Origin of the sequence: Actinophytocola sp., from assembly GCF_050699935.1 — a bacterium.
In the GTDB taxonomy this organism is placed as follows: Bacteria; Actinomycetota; Actinomycetes; order Mycobacteriales; family Pseudonocardiaceae; genus Actinophytocola.
Genome location: NZ_JBOHGB010000036.1, coordinates 34,462 through 51,144, shown reverse-complemented (window position 1 = coordinate 51,144; position 16,683 = coordinate 34,462). Strand labels below are relative to the sequence as shown.

14 protein-coding genes and 1 pseudogene are annotated in these 16,683 nt (G+C 69.8%); 4 read left to right on the top strand and 11 right to left on the bottom strand.

Features of this window, described 5'->3' with window-relative positions:
- From ACRDTB_RS14730 to ACRDTB_RS14720, 3 genes and pseudogenes are all read right to left on the bottom strand, one after another.
- A pseudogene (locus tag ACRDTB_RS14730) lies at nt 1-1,130 on the bottom strand (primosome assembly protein PriA); the annotation flags it as partial.
- A 33-nt stretch (nt 1,131-1,163) separates the two neighbouring features.
- Nucleotides 1,164-1,616: a pyridoxamine 5'-phosphate oxidase family protein gene (locus ACRDTB_RS14725; protein ID WP_431430802.1), complete on the bottom strand. Its 453-nt coding sequence runs from the start codon at nt 1,614-1,616 to the stop codon at nt 1,164-1,166.
- Nucleotides 1,617-1,620: 4 nt separating this feature from the next.
- Nucleotides 1,621-1,848: a VOC family protein gene (locus tag ACRDTB_RS14720; RefSeq protein WP_431430801.1), complete on the bottom strand. Its 228-nt coding sequence runs from the start codon at nt 1,846-1,848 to the stop codon at nt 1,621-1,623.
- Nucleotides 1,849-2,017: 169 nt separating this feature from the next.
- On the opposite strand from ACRDTB_RS14720, the gene ACRDTB_RS14715 reads away from it, so the two are divergent.
- On the top strand, nt 2,018-2,719 hold the full coding sequence (locus ACRDTB_RS14715; RefSeq protein ID WP_431430800.1) for a sigma factor-like helix-turn-helix DNA-binding protein: 702 nt from the start codon (nt 2,018-2,020) through the stop codon (nt 2,717-2,719).
- On the opposite strand, the gene ACRDTB_RS14710 is transcribed toward ACRDTB_RS14715, so the two are convergent.
- Nucleotides 2,709-3,092, bottom strand: a complete 384-nt coding sequence (locus ACRDTB_RS14710; RefSeq protein ID WP_431430798.1) for a hypothetical protein — start codon at nt 3,090-3,092, stop codon at nt 2,709-2,711. The two genes, ACRDTB_RS14715 and ACRDTB_RS14710, sit on opposite strands and share 11 nt — an antisense overlap.
- Before the next feature lie 112 nt (nt 3,093-3,204).
- Between ACRDTB_RS14710 and ACRDTB_RS14705 the strand changes: the two genes are divergently transcribed.
- From ACRDTB_RS14705 to ACRDTB_RS14695, 3 genes are all read left to right on the top strand, one after another.
- Entirely contained in the window at nt 3,205-3,912 is a 708-nt protein-coding gene (locus ACRDTB_RS14705) for a Crp/Fnr family transcriptional regulator (RefSeq protein ID WP_431430797.1), read from the top strand.
- 75 nt (nt 3,913-3,987) lie between these two features.
- Entirely contained in the window at nt 3,988-4,185 is a 198-nt protein-coding gene (locus tag ACRDTB_RS14700; protein ID WP_431430796.1) for a hypothetical protein, read from the top strand.
- Nucleotides 4,186-4,191: 6 nt separating this feature from the next.
- Nucleotides 4,192-6,021 (top strand): HEXXH motif domain-containing protein, encoded by a 1,830-nt coding sequence (locus tag ACRDTB_RS14695; protein ID WP_431430795.1) that lies wholly within the window; start codon nt 4,192-4,194, stop codon nt 6,019-6,021.
- Nucleotides 6,022-6,040: 19 nt separating this feature from the next.
- Here the strand turns inward: ACRDTB_RS14695 and fxsT are convergent, their stop codons facing one another.
- The 7 genes from fxsT to rpoZ form a co-directional block, all read right to left on the bottom strand.
- Nucleotides 6,041-10,522: an FxSxx-COOH system tetratricopeptide repeat protein gene (fxsT, locus tag ACRDTB_RS14690; RefSeq protein WP_431430794.1), complete on the bottom strand. Its 4,482-nt coding sequence runs from the start codon at nt 10,520-10,522 to the stop codon at nt 6,041-6,043.
- Nucleotide 10,523: 1 nt separating this feature from the next.
- Nucleotides 10,524-11,543, bottom strand: a complete 1,020-nt coding sequence (locus ACRDTB_RS14685) for an AAA family ATPase (RefSeq protein ID WP_431430806.1) — start codon at nt 11,541-11,543, stop codon at nt 10,524-10,526.
- An 84-nt stretch (nt 11,544-11,627) separates the two neighbouring features.
- Nucleotides 11,628-13,403 (bottom strand): hypothetical protein, encoded by a 1,776-nt coding sequence (locus ACRDTB_RS14680; protein ID WP_431430793.1) that lies wholly within the window; start codon nt 13,401-13,403, stop codon nt 11,628-11,630.
- Between the two features lie 85 nt (nt 13,404-13,488).
- Nucleotides 13,489-13,866, bottom strand: a complete 378-nt coding sequence (locus tag ACRDTB_RS14675) for a DUF5313 family protein (RefSeq protein WP_431430792.1) — start codon at nt 13,864-13,866, stop codon at nt 13,489-13,491.
- Entirely contained in the window at nt 13,866-15,068 is a 1,203-nt protein-coding gene (metK, locus tag ACRDTB_RS14670) for a methionine adenosyltransferase (RefSeq protein ID WP_431430791.1), read from the bottom strand. The genes ACRDTB_RS14675 and metK overlap by 1 nt, the downstream gene beginning before the upstream one ends.
- Nucleotides 15,065-16,366, bottom strand: coding sequence for a bifunctional phosphopantothenoylcysteine decarboxylase/phosphopantothenate--cysteine ligase CoaBC (gene coaBC, locus ACRDTB_RS14665; protein ID WP_431430790.1), 1,302 nt, complete (start codon nt 16,364-16,366; stop codon nt 15,065-15,067). Before coaBC ends, metK begins: the two co-directional genes overlap by 4 nt.
- Nucleotides 16,367-16,376: 10 nt before the next feature.
- A complete protein-coding gene (gene rpoZ / locus ACRDTB_RS14660; RefSeq protein ID WP_075123567.1) occupies nt 16,377-16,667 on the bottom strand; it encodes a DNA-directed RNA polymerase subunit omega in 291 nt (96 codons plus the stop codon).
- Nucleotides 16,668-16,683 lie beyond the last annotated feature (16 nt).

Here is a 16,683-nt window from a genome sequence, read left to right as displayed (position 1 = left end):
ACCTGGACCAGCACCGGCCAGCCGGCCGCGAGCGACGCGCGGGCCGCCTCGAACGCCACCGACGGGATCCGGGCCGCCCGCGCGGCCGGGTCCCTCGCCAGCTGGAAGTCCGACTCCCCCAGCGCCACGATCCGCGGCGCCGCGGCACGCAGCTCCTCGCGGGACGCGACGATCTCGGGCGCCCACCCCGAGTCCACGAGCAGCTGCGCCTCCGCCGTCCGCGCGAAGCCCGCCACCACCAGCGACGCACCGGCCGCGTGCGCGCGCTGGATCAGCACATCGCGCACGTGCGGGTAGGGCGCGTGCGGATCGGCGTGCAGGTCGTCGCCGTCGTCCCAGACCACGAACACAGCCGCGCGGTGCACGGGCGCGAACACGCTCGCCCGCGTGCCGACGACGATCCGCGCGCCACCTCGCAGCACCGACAGCCACCGCCGGTACCGGCGCGCGGGTCCGGCGTCCGCGGACAGCGCCACCACCGCGTCCGCCCCGGCCAGTGCCACGCACGCGGCGTGCAGCCGGGCCACGTCCCGGTAGTCCGGCACCACCAGGACCGCGCCCCGCTCACCCGCCGCGGCGGTCACCGCCAGCTCGGCGAGCCGCGCCGGCCAGTCCTCACCGGGCAGCGCCTGCCACACCGCGTGCGCCTGGCGACCGGCCCGGACCGCCTCCAGGAACGCCGGCCCGCGCGGGTACCGTCGCCAGTCCTGTGTGGACGGTGCGGCAGGGACCGGAGCCGGCGACGGCGGCGGCTCGGCCTCGACCTTGGCGTGCCGCGGCGGGATGGCCAGGCGCAGCACGTCGGTCACCGTGCCGGCGTAGCGGTCGGCCACGGCCCGGGCGAGCGCCGCGATCTCCGGAGTGAGAACGGGCTCCGGCGACACCACCTTGGCGAGGAACCCGAGCCGGCCGCCGAAGTCGGACTCCGCGACCCGCTCGGCGAGGAAGCCGTCCACCAGCTGGCCGGCGAACCGCACGCGCACGCGGCAGCCCGGCACCGCGGACTCGTCCAGCGAAGTCGGGACGAGGTAGTCGAACGGCCGGTCCAGGTGCGCGAGCGGGACGTCCACCAGCACCCGGGCGACCGGAAGCGTGGCCGCCGGCCGCTGCTCCCCCTTGCGCGCGGTCATGGGCGGTGTCTATCACGGCCCACCGACCCCCGCTCAGACCAGCCAGCTGCCGTCGCGCATGAGGTCACGCCCGGCGAGCTCGTTCGACTCGCGCCAGGCCTGGATCCGCTGTGGACGGATCCGGAAGTACGCGTGCGGCGTGCTCAGGGTCCGCGGGTCGAAGCCGGTCGCCGCCGCGAACGCGTCGCCGAGGATCGCCGGCACGTCGGCCGCGGCGATGACGACCTCGACCACGCCGTCGATCATGACGACGTCCCGGGTGTGCCCGAGGCCGACGCGGACCCGCCCGGCGCGCAGGTTGCGACCGGTCGGGCTCGCGGCCGGCGTGGCGACCACGAGGGTCGTGCCGTCCCAGCGGAACGACAGCGGCACCAGGTACGGGCCGCCCTCGCCGGCCGTCGCGAGCCAGGCGTCGACGTCGTTCTCGAGCCGCGCGAGCGTGTCGGTCCTGCGCTGCTCGCGGGTGCGTGCGGGAGGCGGGGTCATCCGGTCAGTCCTGGAGCGGGCCGACGACGTTGCCGTCGGCGTCCTTGACCGGGCCGGTCATGCCCTTGCGGTGGCCGTTCGGGTCGAGCCCGACGCCCTGACCGGCCAGCTTGTAGCCGACGTAGTAGGGCTGGTCCCGCTCCGGCTCGACGCCCAGCAGCGCGGAGAAGACGGCCTTCGCCTTCCCGAGGTCGCTCACCGGGAAGATGATCGTCTGGTAGCCGTGGGTCATGAGATCCTCCACTTCTCGCCTCTACTCGTCACATCGACGGGACTCCGTCGATCAGTTACCTGACAGGCCCCGGTCGGGAAATGTGACGAAGGACGTGACCGATGGACGACCAGGCGGAGGACGCCGTGCAGGAGGCCTGGCCGCGGGTCGCCGCGCCGGCGCCGACGACGTGGACAACCTGGGCGGCTGGCTGACGACGATCGTCGGGCGGATCTGCCTGAACCTGCTCCAGTCGCGCAAGTCCCGGCGCGAGGAGTCGCTCGAGAACCACGAGCGGCACGAGCCGGCGAGCCCGGCGGACCCGGAGCGCGACGCGGTGCTGTCGGACTCGGTCGGGCTGGCGCTGCTCGTCGTCCTCGACACGCTCGCGCCGGCCGAGCGGCTCGCGTTCGTCCCGCACGACATGTTCGGCATGCCGTTCGACGAGATCGCCCCCATCGTGGGGCGGACGCCGGCGGCGGCCCGCCAGCTCGCGAGCCGGGCCCGGCGCCGCGTCCATGGGGCGGACACGGCGCCGGACACGACCCGGCAGCGCGAGGTCGTCGACGCGTTTCTCGCGGCGTCCCGCGGCGGCGACTTCCAGGCGCTGCTGTCCCTCCTCGATCCGGACATCGTGCTTCGGGCGGGCTCCGCGACCGTCCGGATGGGCGCGGACGCCGAGGTGCGTGGCGCGGACGCGGTGGCCAGGACGTTCGCCGGCCGGGCGCGGGGCGCGCGGACGGCGCTCGTCGACGGGGAGCCCGGGGCGGTGTGGGCGGTGGGAGGCACACCGCGCGTGGTGTTCACCGTCCCGATCGCGCGGCACCGGATCATCGCGATCGAGACGCACGCCGACCCCGAGTTACTGGCCGAGCTGGAGCTCAGCCGCTGACGTGCACGTGGCCGGCGCCCCACACCGACCCCAGCACGGCGAGCGGCCAGATCACCAGCAGCGGCACGAACCCCGCCCCGGCGACGAGCAGCGTGACAGCGGTCAGCGCGGTGGCGACGAGCCCGGCGTTCGTCGAGACGTAACACATGCCGACCGGCCCGAACAGGACGCTGAGCACGAACGCGAGACCGACCGACCTCGTTGCCGGCTCGGCCGGTGGGACGCGACCGGGACCGGGCGCCTCGGCAGCGTGCCCGCGGTACCAGCCGCCGGAGAGCAGCGGCGGGTGCGGCGGGATGGCGACCGGAACCATGGCGGAGCTGCGCGTCCACTCCGCGTCGAAAACCGGGCTCAAGGTCGGGTTCGTGGCCATGTTCCGTCCCCTCGTCGTTCCGCATTCCGCTGCATTGCCATATTCGCGGCCCACGGGAACGGGTAACGTGTCAAATGGAACACCCGGGACGGGCTACTGGGGAGACCAAATCATGGTGCCGCTGGAAGTCAGCAGCGACGAACGCCGCGCGTGGCAGCGCCTGACCGACGAGGAGCAGGCCGCGCTCACCGCGTGCGGGCACGTTCGCACCTGGCAGCCTGGGGAAATCCTTGCCATGCAAGGCAGCCCGGCCAGCAGCATGTTCGTGATCCAGCGCGGCTGGGCGAAGATCACCGCGACGAACTACCGGGGCGACAACGCACCGCTGGCCGCCCGCGGCCCCGGCGAGATCGTCGGCGAGCTCGCGCCCATCAGCGGCCTTCCCCGCACGGCGACGATCCAGGCCATCGACGAGGTCCGCGCGCTCGTCATTCCAGGCGCCCGGCTCCGCGGCGTGCTGCAGCGTCGCCCACGCATCTCCGAGGAGCTGCTGCGCACCGCCGCGATCCGCCTCCAGCAGTCCGACCGGATGCGCCTGGAGTCCGGCGGCTCCGACTTCACCCAGCGGCTCGCGGCCGTGCTGCTCGAGCTGGCCCTGCAGTACGACCCGGACTGGCAGGCCCGCACGAGCGTCGACCTCAACGTCACCCAGGACGACCTGGCCAGCTATGCGCGGGTGTCCCGCAGCACCCTCATCCGTGGGCTGGACGAGCTGAAGCGCCGCCAGGTGGTCGGCACCGCCCGCCACCGGGTCACGATCCTCCGCCCCGCCGCGCTCCGCGACCTCGCCGCGGGCACTCCGCCGACCGAACCCCCGTAGTTCGGCCCTTTCGAAACGCCGTGCCGTAGGTCATCATGGAATTGAACGCGCGCACGGGCGGAGGGAAATCGACACATGAATTCGGCCGACATCGACCCCGGCATCAGATCCGAATTGCTCGACCTCGGCGCCGTCGGACTCCGCGAGCTCCGCACCCTCGACAGCACCCCCTTCCAGGACGCCCTCCAACACGTGGTCAACCGCACCCGCCGCGTCCGCATCCTCTCCCGCAGCGGCGGAGCTGGCGGCGGAGGAGGAGAGCGAGTCGACTGACCGGCCATGGTCGACAGCGAGATGACCGCAGCCGGCGACAATCCGGTGTTCCACCGGATCCCCTGGACGGATCTCGACGCGGTCGCCCGGGGTGAGGCGAGCCCGGAGACCATCCGGCGTCTCCGACGTGCGGAACGCAGTAGGCGCCTGCTGTTGCTGCGGGCCTTACTCGACGCGGTGGCGAAGTCACCGACGTTGTCCGGCCCGCTCCCCTCTCCGGAGGATGCCTGGGACCTGCTCGACCGTGTTCAGGTGCGCGCGCCAGCCGCTTTCGACGAAATACTCGCGCACCCGTACACCGGAAGTTGGGCCGGGTACACCATCAGGCTGCTCCGCAACGAGATCACCGGCACGTGGCCATTGTGGTTCCAGATAGGCCATATGCACGCCATAGCCACGGCCGCCGCCATTCGCGCGGGAATTCCTTTCCAGACGACGATTCCAGTATGGCACGGTGTGGCGACGCTCCCATCGCTCGGCGCGATACGACTTCCAGTCGACGGCACCTGGTCAACGGCCGAAATCCGCGGCGACGGAGAACAAGTGGAGGTGTCAGCGACAACCGGCCGGGTTCGGCTACCCATTGCCCTCGACGCTTCCTCGCCGGGATGGTTGCCGCTGCGCCGGGTCTCGACGACGGTCGGTGACCACACCTTCTCGGTGCGACTCGACGACCTGGACCCTTTCCGCAGCCTGTACGAGCCGGTCGCGCCGGAACGAATCGACGCCGTGGAAGTCGAGGCGTGGCAACGGCTTCTCGACCAGGCATGGCGTCTCATCACCGATCAGCTGCCCCACATCGCCGCAGCACTGGCGCTGGGTCTCGACTCGATCGTACCCAGGCCCGTGGTGCTGTTCCGCAACGCGAGTGCGTCGACCGGCGAGGCGTTCGGCAGCGCGATCATCGCGCGGCACTCGGACCCGGCGTCCCTGGCCGCCATCCTCGTGCACGAGTTCAACCACATCGTGCTCGGCGGTGTCCTGCACCTGATCCGGCTGCACGACGATGATCCGCGGATGCGCTTCTACGCGCCATGGCGAGACGACCCGCGCCCACTTGATCGAGTGCTGCAGGGCGTCTACGCGCACGTCGGCGTGGCCGAGTTCTGGCGCGCCATGTCCCATGTGGATGGTCGACCGGATCAACGGCGCGCCGCGACCGAGTTCGCCTTCTGGCGTGGTCAGACATGGCGCGCCCTCACCGCGATCCGAGGTGACGCCACGCTCACCGAGGCAGGACACCGATTCGTCGACGGGATCGCCGCACGCATCGGGCCGTGGCAGCACGAGCCGGTCCCGAAGCACGTCGCCGAGGCCGCCGACGCCTTGGCCACGGACCACTACGCCGGCTGGCGGATTCGTCACCTCCGTCCCCGACCCGAGCTGGTCGAGACGGTGGTCGAAGCCTGGCGCGCCGGGCGCCGCCAACCGCCCGTCATCGACGCGATGTCAGACCCCTTGCCCACTCCAGTGCCGGACGGGGACTGGTCGCACGCCCGCGCTGACCTCATTCGCTATCAACTCGGCACCGAGCCGACGATCGATCCGCTCGGTGCGGTGCCAGATGCGACCGCCGCCGACCTCGCCTACGCTGCCGGGCAACACGCCAGTGCCGCAGCCGGTTACCGCGCGGAACTGAGTGTCGATCCCGATCGACCCGACTCGCTCGTCGGGTTGGGCCTCGCCCTGACTGCTCGAGGCGTCAACCCGGCCGCTCGAGCGCTGCTGGGCCGCCCCGAACTGGTGCGAGCCGTCCACCGCAGACTCAGGGAGCACGCGGAATCAGTACCCTCACCGGAGCAACTGGCCAGCTGGATCGGCGCGATGGCCAACTGATTCCGTCATCCTGCGCCGATCACAGCAGGATCGGGTCGATGTCACAGTTGGCCCTGGCGTTGCCGGCCGCGGCGGCCGTCGCCGGATGCGCTTCACCGAAGGCTCTGCGGTACCGGTCCACCACGTCGGCGCACAGCGAGTCCGCTTCGTCGGCGCGGTCGTCGGCGCGCAGGTCATAGCCGAGATTCAGCATAGCGGCGAGGGTAGTCGGATGTTCCGCCCCCAACACGCTACGCGAACGCTCAAGCGTCTCGGTCCCCAACTCCAGGGCGGCGTGCCGGTCATCGTATGCGGCGTGATCACTCGCGAGGTTGACCGCCGTGACAAGGGAATAGGGATTGTCAGCGCCAACGGTCGCACGGAACTGTTCGAGAGCACGCTCATTCAGCTCCCGCGCCCCGGCTACGTCGCCGAGCAACCGGAGGGTCACCGCGAGGTCGACCGTCGTGGCGATCGTGTGCGGATGCTGCTCCCCGAGCACCTGGCGATAGCGCTCGAACACGAGTTCGCCTTGTTTGCGTGCCGCGACGAGATCCCCCTCGTGCCGGAGATCGATGGAATACGCCAGCAGGCACGCCATCGTATCCAAACTGGATTCCCCGGCATGTGTACGGAAGTAGTCGAAGGCGTTCTTCGAAAGCTCCAGGGCGCCCGCGTGATCGCCGTCCTTGCGCCTGGCCACCGCCAACTGGAACATCGACAACCAGCTGTCGGCCGCGTCCTCACCAAAACGTTCCCACCACGTCGCGGTGAGCTTTTCCTGCTCGACCCTTGCCCAGCTGTACTGACCGGCCTCGCGCCGGTCGATGATGCGCGCGACATTGGCGGCATAGGCACGCGGGTGATCCGGGCCGAGCACCTCGACCGACCTGCGGAAGGTGTCCTCGTCCAGTTCCGCGGCCGCGTGATAGTCGCCGGCGAGCCGAAGGCTGAGCGCATGGTGGTACGCCGCGTTGATCGTCACCGGATCGTCATCGCCGAACAGCTTCCGCGATTTCTGCAGAATCTCCTCGCTGAGCTTCCGACCAGCCGCGAACTCACCGCGTGACCGGTGATCGATCACGACGTTCGTTTGCACCGTGAGCGTCTGCTCGGCGTTCTCCCCGGACACCTCCAGCCGCAACCGCAGAGTGCGCTGGTTGAGTTCGGCCGCCTCGTCGAACCGGCCGAGCGACCAGAGGTAGCGCCCCAGACGGCCCGCTACCTCGAGGGCCTGGGGATCGCGCTCGCCGAGCATCTCCGTCCACCGGTCGAGCGCGCGCCGCGCGAGTTCCGCAGCCTCCTGGTTGTCGCCCCACTGCGACAGGAAGCCCATCAGGTTGATCACCAGTTGACGCACCCAAGCGTCATGGCAGTCCACTACGTCCGCCGAGTAGATATGGGGCAGAAGTTCTCGGTACTGACGCCAGGCCTTGCCGGAATCCGGATCGTTCGGATCCACCGCGGCAAGTAGCTGATGGGCGCCGTGGCGCATCTGCTGGGCGACCTGCTTCGGCATCAGACGAGTGCGCAGGACCAATTGCACCAGGCGGTGGAGTTGGATCGTGTTGTTGGCGTGGTCGATTTTGGCCAAACTGTACCGGTTGATGTCTCGAATCGCACGCGCAAGCTGAATTGGATCACGCAGTGCCACATCTATTTCGGGTTGAATAGAAACGCCACGAACACCCGAGAAAATGTCACGCGAGATTGGCTCTGGGGAGAAGAAAGCGCAGATCTGGAGGATCTGGTGGGCGGCCGCGTTCCTGTTTCGGAGCTCGTCGAAGGAGACGTTCCAGGCGGCGGTGACGGACACCTCGTCCGGGTTGGCCGGGGCGGACGCCTCGAGCATCTCGTTGACCTTTTCGTCAAGCAGGCGAAGGTACTCCGCCGGCGGCATGCCGGTCTCGGCGAGCCAGGCCGATGCCTGGGAGATCGCGAGCGGAAGGTCGCCGAGGCGCTCGGCGACCTCGTCGGCGGCCGCGTCGGCGATGTCCGGGCTGCGCCTGCGCATGAGCTCGCGGCTCTCCTCTCGTTTGAAGAGGGCTACTTCTAGTGGCCGGGCCACGCCTGCCCAGTCCGGGTTACGCGAGGTAATGAGAATCTCTCCTGGGCCATTGGTGGGGAAGAACGGTCGCACCTGGTCGGGGCTCTCGGCCGCGTCGAATACCAGCAGCCACCGACGATAGGGGCGGCCGGTCCGCAGCGCCTCTCGAACCGCTGGAATCGCGACTGAGGCGTCGTTTCCACCGGGAAGGTGCAGTTGCCGGGCCAGCTCGGTGAGCGCGGCCCTGATCTGTGTCGGGCGACCCGCCTCGATCCACCAGATCACGTCGTAGTCCTGCAGATGGCGATAGATGTATTCCATCGCCATCTGTGTTTTTCCGATCCCACCCATCCCGTGCAGGGCAGCGGGGAGAACGGCTGTCGTGCCACCCGCGGTGAGTCGTTGGTCCAGCTGATCGAGCAGGTCCGACCGGCCGGTGAAGCTCAGGTTCCGCTGCGGGACGTTTCCCCAGATCGGCGGCGCCTCGTCCGGCTGCCGTTCCCGAGATGTCCCGGTCGAATACAGCGGGGGATGGGTCAGCAGAGTGGTGACGGGTTGACGCGCATCGGGATCGTGGTGCCGAGCAGTCGTCGGCTCGGGGGCGGTGGACGGGATCCCCGTCCGCTCGTCCGTGTCGTTCGCGGAGAGGTCGTGTGGCTCAGGCCTGGGTGGCATGGTCTCACTCTCGTGGTCGACGGACGGTGTTTCAATATCGAGTTGGGCCAAACGGTTCGCGCGTACCAGGTACGGCCCGTTCAGCGCCCGGAGGACCACACGTTCCAGTGCGATCTCGTCGGCTGTTTCGGGTGTGGGTCGAGGGTCCGCCGCCGTATGGGGATTGTCCAGTGCGTCGCGCATTCGTTCAAGTACGCTCATGGACCGGCCGAAATGGTGGGCGACCGTTCGCACGACGCGCGCTGTTTCCGAGCGCCGCGCACCATCCAAAAGCGACTCGCGGACCGGAATCGGCAACTCGAACAGGGTCGTGTCCGAATCGGACTCCGCGTCCGCGCGGGGAGCGTACCGCAGTAACCCGGTCGCGATCAGTTCCCCCACGAATTCCGGGTGTCGCCCCTGCTGAAAGGCTTCTTGGACCAGTTGGGCGACCTGGAGGTCGACCGGGACGGCGGCGAGGAGTTGGGCGAGGTGCTGGGCCTGCGGAGAGGCGACGCTGCGGAAGGCGGCGACCCGTTGTGCGGCGGAGCCGGCGGCGCTGTCGTAGGTAGCGACGGTGGGGCGGGGTTTGTCGGTGGCGAGCAGGGCGGTGGCGTCGACGTCGTGCTGCCGGCCGCTGATCAGCCGGCTCCACCACCGTAGCCAGCGGGGCCCGAGTTCGAGGACGGGGATCGGGACGGCGTCGTCGGGCAGTATGGCGTCCGGGTCCGGCTCGGTCCACGCGTCCGGCAGTTCGACCCTCCATCGCCGGTTCGGCCGCAGGTCTGCCGGCGTGGTCAGCCTGGCGTGCCGCACGGCCAGCCCGGCACGGCTCCACAGCCACTGTGGCAACAGGTTGATCACCGCCAGCGGCATCACCCGGCCCCACCGCGCGAGCACCGGCCCGGTCAGGTCCGCCCGCCACGCGGGCGCCAGGCCGTCGGTCAGCACGAGCACGACCCGCCGACCGGAGTGGTCGAGGATCTCCGCCGGATCCCTCGGCAACGTGCCCCCGGTGCCGCCACGCAACACCGGTGCCAACGGGACACCGCCGCGCACACCGTCGGTCACCAGCCGCCGGACGCGAACGGTGCCGAACACACCCGACTTCTCGACCAGCGTCACGAACGCGGCGACCCGGGACCGCCACAACGCCATCGACGGCCCGTCGTCGACCACGACCGTCAGATCCAGCCAGCGCTCCCGGCGGCGCCGCACCACCGGCAACCACAACCCGTCCTGCGCCACCCGCTCCGCGGTCGCCTCCTCGTCGACCACGACGTCACCGTCCCGTGCGGACCGGACATACCGCTTGAGCGGACGCAGCGCGCGCAGCGCCTCCAGTGCCCGCGGCAGACTGGCGTGGGCGGAGGCCACCCGGCCGGTCGGCGGTTCACGCACCGGTGCCTCGATGTCGAAGGGCTCCGGCACGGCGGGTCCCGGCCCAACCATCGGATCGACCATTGGCTCGACCAGTAGCTCCGCCGGTAGCTCCGCCGATGGCTCCGCCCGTGACTCGGCCCGTGACTCGACCGGCTCGACCGGTTTCTCCGATGGCTCCCGACCGGCGGGCGGCGGGCGCACGACCGGCTCGACCGGGGCCGGCTCATCGACTTCGTCGACGCGGCCGGCCGGAGGTGGTTCGGTTGAGCCAGCACACGGCGACGGGCTCGCCGCGTCGATGGCCGACGCGAGCCAGACCGAGTCGGCGAGCTCCGACCACGTCAGGTCCGCCACCCCGAGCACCGAATCCGGCACGGCGTCAACCGGTCCCGCGGGCTCAGCGGGATCGGCGTCGAGTCGGGCGGCCGGCCCGCTCATATCAGGGATCCACACTCAAGCGCCGCCACAGCGCGTCCACCAGCCGGGGCCACGCCGGATCACCGTCCCGGTACGCCCCGGACGTCGCCAGATACACCGCCTCCAGCAACCGGTCCACCGGCAAGCCATCCGCCTCCGCCCGCCGCGCCACGAACTCCTCGATCAACCGGTCCCGATGCTCACCGTCCGCATCCAGCGTATGATTGGCCACGATCGCTGCCAGCTGGTCGACATCCGGATCCGGCATCTCCAAACGCATACACCGACGCAGGAACGCCGGCGGAAACTCCCGCTCCCCGTTCGACGTGATCACCACGACCGGGAACGCCCGGCACGCGACCCGACCATCCACCACCGTCGCCCGCCCGAGCGGATCATCCGTGTGCACCGACACCTCACGCGCACCGGCCAAAGCCCGCGCCAACTCCGGAACCGGGAAATCGCCGTCCTCGAAGATCCCCAACAAGTCATTGGGCAAATCCGCCTCGGACTTGTCCAACTCATCGATCAACAACACCCGCGGCAACCGCGTCGGCAGAAACGCCGTGCCCAACGGACCCAGCCGGACGAACTCACCGATCGACGGCTCCTCCGACGCCTCCGCTCGCTGCGCCGCGTTACGCGCCGCGGCCGCCTGCACCCGACCGATCGCGTCGTAGCGGTACAACCCCGTCGCGAGCGTCGTATGACTGGTGATCGCCCACCGCAACACCCGCCCCAACCGCAACTCACGCGCGATTCGATACGCGAGCGCCGACTTCCCCACGCCCGGCCGACCCGTCACCAGCAGCGGCCGACGCAGATACAGCGACGCGTTGACCATGTCCAACTCGGCCGCGCTCACATCACGCTCGGCCAGATGGAACTCCGAACCAAGCCGGCGCTCGGCGTCACCATCACCCGGCGGCGGCACGTCTGGCTCCGGCAGCGGACCCCCGTCGAATCGTCGCCACGGCGGCGGATCCGGCAACAACTCGCCGACGTCGATATCCGACAGCGGGCGGCCGGTACCGCGATAGATCCACCATGCAGGAGCGTCCGGGCCTGGTGTCCGCGCGTCGCGGGACCCGCCGGAGCCGTTCGTGGTCGTGTTCACCGCAAGCCCTTACATCGGTCGCGCGTCGAGTTCGACAAGACGCGTCGGATCGTCCCAGAGAATCACCACGTCCTTGGCGACACCGAGATCGATGGGAAGCTCGGTCGCTCCCAGTGCCGCCCGGCGGGACACCTGCGCACGCTGTGGCACCTCGATCAGTCCACCGCTTTCGGCCAACCAGTCGACGATCTCCCGCAGTTCCTCCGGCGGCAGATCAGGGTGCCAGATCAGTACCGGCAGACCCGACCGCAGCGCCGCGGTCAACTCGTCAGTCCCCGCACTCGCCGGCCGATCACCCGGCGCCTCCAGCACCATCGATACCCAATGCGGCTCACTCAACACCGCATCGACCCGCCGGCCATCCTCGCCCGACGCGAAATGAATCCGTGTCGGCGACGGGTCCTCGAGCATCGAATGCCAGCGATCCCGCCACACCCGATGCCAGTGCGCGGCCCGCATCCGCTCGAGCGAGCGCACCCGAATCTGATAGTCCAGGCACAACGGCCGCGGATCACCTGTGTCATGCTCCTTACGCCAGCGATGCACCGGCAGGCCCAGCAACCCACGCGGCAACAGGAACTCCAGCACCACCGCCGCGCGCTGGTCCGCCCACGCCCGCTCGGCCTCGACCACCACCGCGTCGACCACGCGTTCCAGCTCGGCGGAGCGAACCTCGCCGACCGCACCCCGCGCCGGCGGCCACTCGTCCACGATGTCCTGACGCCAGAACGACACCACGTACCGATCCCGGTCGACCGCATCCCGGTCCACCATGATCACCAGATGCAACCGCGGTTCGGCGACGGTTCGCGCCATGGCCGCCCGGCGCGCACGCAGCGCCGGCCCAATCGTCAAATGGCGTGCGCGAGCCTCGATCCAGTCGATCACCGTGCGGCCCATCTCGCCACCGATCTGGCGCGCCAAAACGTCGAGGAACAGCAAACTCGGTGGTACCGCATCCGGGCCGGCGTTGAAATCCGCCAGATGAGTGAAGGCGTGCCAGGGGTCGCGTAGTCGAGGAAGAGGAATGGCCGGTCCGGCCGCGCGCCGCGCGAGTTCCGCAAGGTTGGGGACCTCGATGTCGGTGAGCCAGTCGCGCACCCGCTTCCACTCCTGTTCCGGCAACACGTCATGCACGAACTCGTCGGTTTCCACAGGTTTCTCGCCGGTTCGCACCGGTCCGGGCGGAGCCGCCGGTGTCGCACCAATGCCCGGTATACGTAACCACACCTCGCTCGAGAACCCCTTGACCTGCGCCGAGATTACCTGGTAAGAATCCGGCTCCGCCGCCGGTTCATGTTTGATCACGTCACGGTAGAACTCCGTGGACGCGATCACCGCGAGCATTTCCCCCGAATCCTTCAACTCGGTTTTCGCGTCCTTGGTCTCCAGCATGCGGAACGCGTTGTTCAGCGCCTCCCCGTCCGCTTTCGGCGAATTCCGAGTGATTTCACCGAAATGCAGCACGACACGCATGGCGATCGACGCCTCGGCCACCCTGGTCGCGTTGTACCGGCGCAGGGCGGCCAGCAGTCGCGTCACGAACAGATCGGCCAGGACCTTCTTCGACACGTTCGCAGGCACCAGGACCATGGCGCCGTCGCCGCGGTCCTCGTGCTCACAGCTCGCCCAGCCGACACCGGACTCGTCGAACGCCTCCCGCAGGACGGTGTACATGCCGTGCTGGATCTCCTGGCGGTGGACGGCCGTCCGGCCAGGGTTGGTGAAGTCGGCGACGTCGACCAGGACGATCGACCAGTGCAACGTCGGTGCCCCGAGCGTCACGAGGCATCCCTCCCCAGAGTATGAGCCTCTCAAGTTATCCGGCAGCTCGGACCAGGGGAAGTGTCATATGGAACAGAGGGGAAGATCAACTCTTCTGGTAGTAGGCCGCGTACATGACCGCGAGGTCCGCCCGTTCCTCCACAGAGGACTCTTCACGGATGGTCCGGTTCAGTCCCGCCGGGAAGCCGTGCTTGACCAGGCGGCGCTCGCAGGCGTCCTCCATGAACGACAGCGAGAAGTAGACCGACAGCAGGTAGCCCAGGACCACCATCGAGATGCGCAGGGACCACGGGCCGGGCACGAGCAGGGCGAGCCACCACGCGGCGAACATCACCTGGACGCGGGCGAGGTGGCGGAACACCCAGGTGCGACAGGTCAGGTCGTAGAGGACCCAGCCGTGGTGCGCGGCCGGCAGCGTGCCGCCGACCGCGTACCACAGCCATCGTATGGGGCCGGGTCGCATCAGGCCCCGGCGAGGGCCTTCAGCTGCTCGGCGCGGTCGGTGCGCTCCCATGGCAGGTCCAGCTCAGGACGGCCGAAGTGGCCGTACGCGGCGGTTTGAGCATAGATCGGGCGCAGCAGGTCGAGGTCACGGATGATGGCGGCCGGCCGCAGGTCGAACACCTGGGTGATCGCCTGCTGGATCTTGATCGGGTCGACCGTCTCGGTGCCGAAGGTCTCGACGAACAGGCCCACCGGCGCCGCCTTGCCGATCGCGTACGCGACCTGGACCTCAATGCGCGACGCGAGCCCCGCGGCCACCGCGTTCTTCGCCACCCAGCGCATCGCGTAGGCAGCCGAGCGGTCCACCTTCGACGGGTCCTTGCCGGAGAACGCGCCGCCGCCGTGGCGGGCCATGCCGCCGTAGGTGTCGACGATGATCTTGCGCCCGGTCAGGCCGGCATCACCCATCGGCCCGCCGACCACGAACCGGCCGGTCGGGTTCACCAGCAGCTGCACGCCGTCCGAGTCCAGGTCGAGCGGCGCCAGCTCCGGCTTGACGACCTGCTCGAGCACGTCGACGGTGAGCAGCTTCTCGAGGTCGACGCCGTCGGCGTGCTGCGAGGAGACGACCACGGTGTCCAGCCGCACGGCCTGGTCGCCCGCGTACTCGATGGTCACCTGGGTCTTGCCGTCCGGGCGGAGGTAGGGCAGCGTGCCGCTCTTGCGCACTTCGGTGAGCCGCCGGGCCAGCCGGTGCGCCAGCGCGATGGGCAGCGGCATCAGCTCGGGCGTGTCGGTGCAGGCGTAGCCGAACATCAGGCCCTGGTCGCCGGCGCCCTGCTTGGCGATCTCGTCCTCTTCGTGCTCCACCCGCGACTCGTACGCGGTGTCCACGCCCTGCGCGATGTCCGGCGACTGCGAGCCGATCGCGATGTTCACCCCACAGGAGTTCCCGTCGAAGCCCTTGGCCGACGAGTCGTAGCCGATCCGCAGGATCGTCTCCCGCACGATGTTCGGGATGTCCGCGTACGCCTCGGTTGTCACCTCGCCCGCGACGTGCACCTGGCCCGTGGTGACCATGGTCTCCACCGCGACACGGGACCGTGGGTCCTTCGCGAGCAGCGCGTCCAGGATGGAGTCGCTGATCGCGTCACAGATCTTGTCCGGGTGCCCCTCCGTCACCGACTCGCTGGTGAACAGCCTGCTCGCGGAATCCGTCACGACGTGTACCTACCCAATTCTTCGCCTGGTTGTTGCGTGAGAGCGTACTGATGGCTTTGGAGAACGCGTCTCGACCGGATGAACCCCACCACGGCGTCCCATATATCGGACGCCATGCGCGATTTGCTACCGAGAGCGATCGTCCGCTCGGAGCCGTCCGCGGACAGCATCCACCCGGCGTTGTCCTCCATCTCGAACGCCTTGCCCTCGCCCACGGCGTTGACCACGAGCAGGTCGCAGCCCTTGCGCTTGAGCTTGGCGCGCGCGTGCTCGAGCACGTCGCCGGAGCTGTCGCCCGTCTCGGCGGCGAAGCCCACGATGACCTGCTCGTGCCTGCGCGCCGCGACCAGCTCGGCCAGCACGTCCGGGGTGCGGGTCAGCGCTACCGGGTCCGGGTCGCGGTCGGTCTTCTTGATCTTGTGCGTGGCTCTGTCGACGGGCCGGAAGTCTGCCACGGCGGCGGCCATGACCACGACGTCGGCGTCCTCGGCGGCCGCGTGCATGGCGTCCCGCAGCTCGTCGGTCGTGCCGACCCGGACGAACTCGGCGCCCGCGGGCTCGGCCAGCGCCACGGTGTGCGCGGAGACCAGCGTGACCCGGGCACCGCGCTGCACGGCGGTGCGGGCGAGCGCGTAGCCCTGCTTGCCCGAGGATCGGTTGCCGAGGTAGCGGACGGGGTCCAGCGGCTCGCGCGTGCCGCCCGCGGACACGACGACCCGCACGCCCTCGAGGTCGCGCGGGAGGGCGTCGGGCCGGGCGAGCAGCAGGCGGGCCAGATCGGTGATCTCGGCCGGGTCGGCGAGCCTGCCCTTGCCGGTGTCGGCGCCGGTGAGCCGACCACTCGCGGGCTCGGTGACGACGACCCCGCGGCGGCGCAACGTGGCGACGTTCTCGCGGGTCGCGGCGTGCTCCCACATCTCGGTGTGCATCGCGGGCGCCATGAGCACCGGGCAGCGGGCCGTGAGCAGCGTGTTGGTCAGCAGGTCGTCGGCCAGACCGTGCGCGGCCCGGGCGAGCAGGTCGGCCGTGGCGGGCACGACGAGCACGAGGTCCGCGGTCTGCCCGATGCGCACGTGCGGCACCTCGGGAACGTCGGTGAAGACGCCGGTGCGCACGGGGTTGCCGGACAGCGCCTCGAAGGTCGCGGTGCCGACGAACCGCAGCGCCGCCTCGGTGGGGATCACCCGGACGTCGTGCCCGGACTCGGTCAGCAGGCGCAGGACCTCACATGCCTTGTAGGCCGCCACTCCGCCGCCCACGCCGAGCACGACACGGAGGCGGCGATCGGCCCCGGACACGTCGGCCCCGTCACTCCCCTTCGGTGTGTTCGAGCAGGCCGGCGTGGATCTCGCGGAGTGCGATCGACAGCGGCTTCTCGCGCGGGCCCGGCTCGACCAGCGGACCGACGTACTCCAGCAGGCCCTCACCGAGCTGCGCGTAGTAGTCGTTGATCTGCCGAGCGCGCTTGGCCGCGTAGATCACCAGGGCGTACTTCGAGCTGACCTTGTCGAGCAAGTCGTCGATCGGGGGGTTGGTGATGCCTTCGAGCTGCGGGCTCGTCGGGTCACCCAGTGCGCCCAACTCGGTGGGGGTGATCACTCGTTTTTCTCCTGCT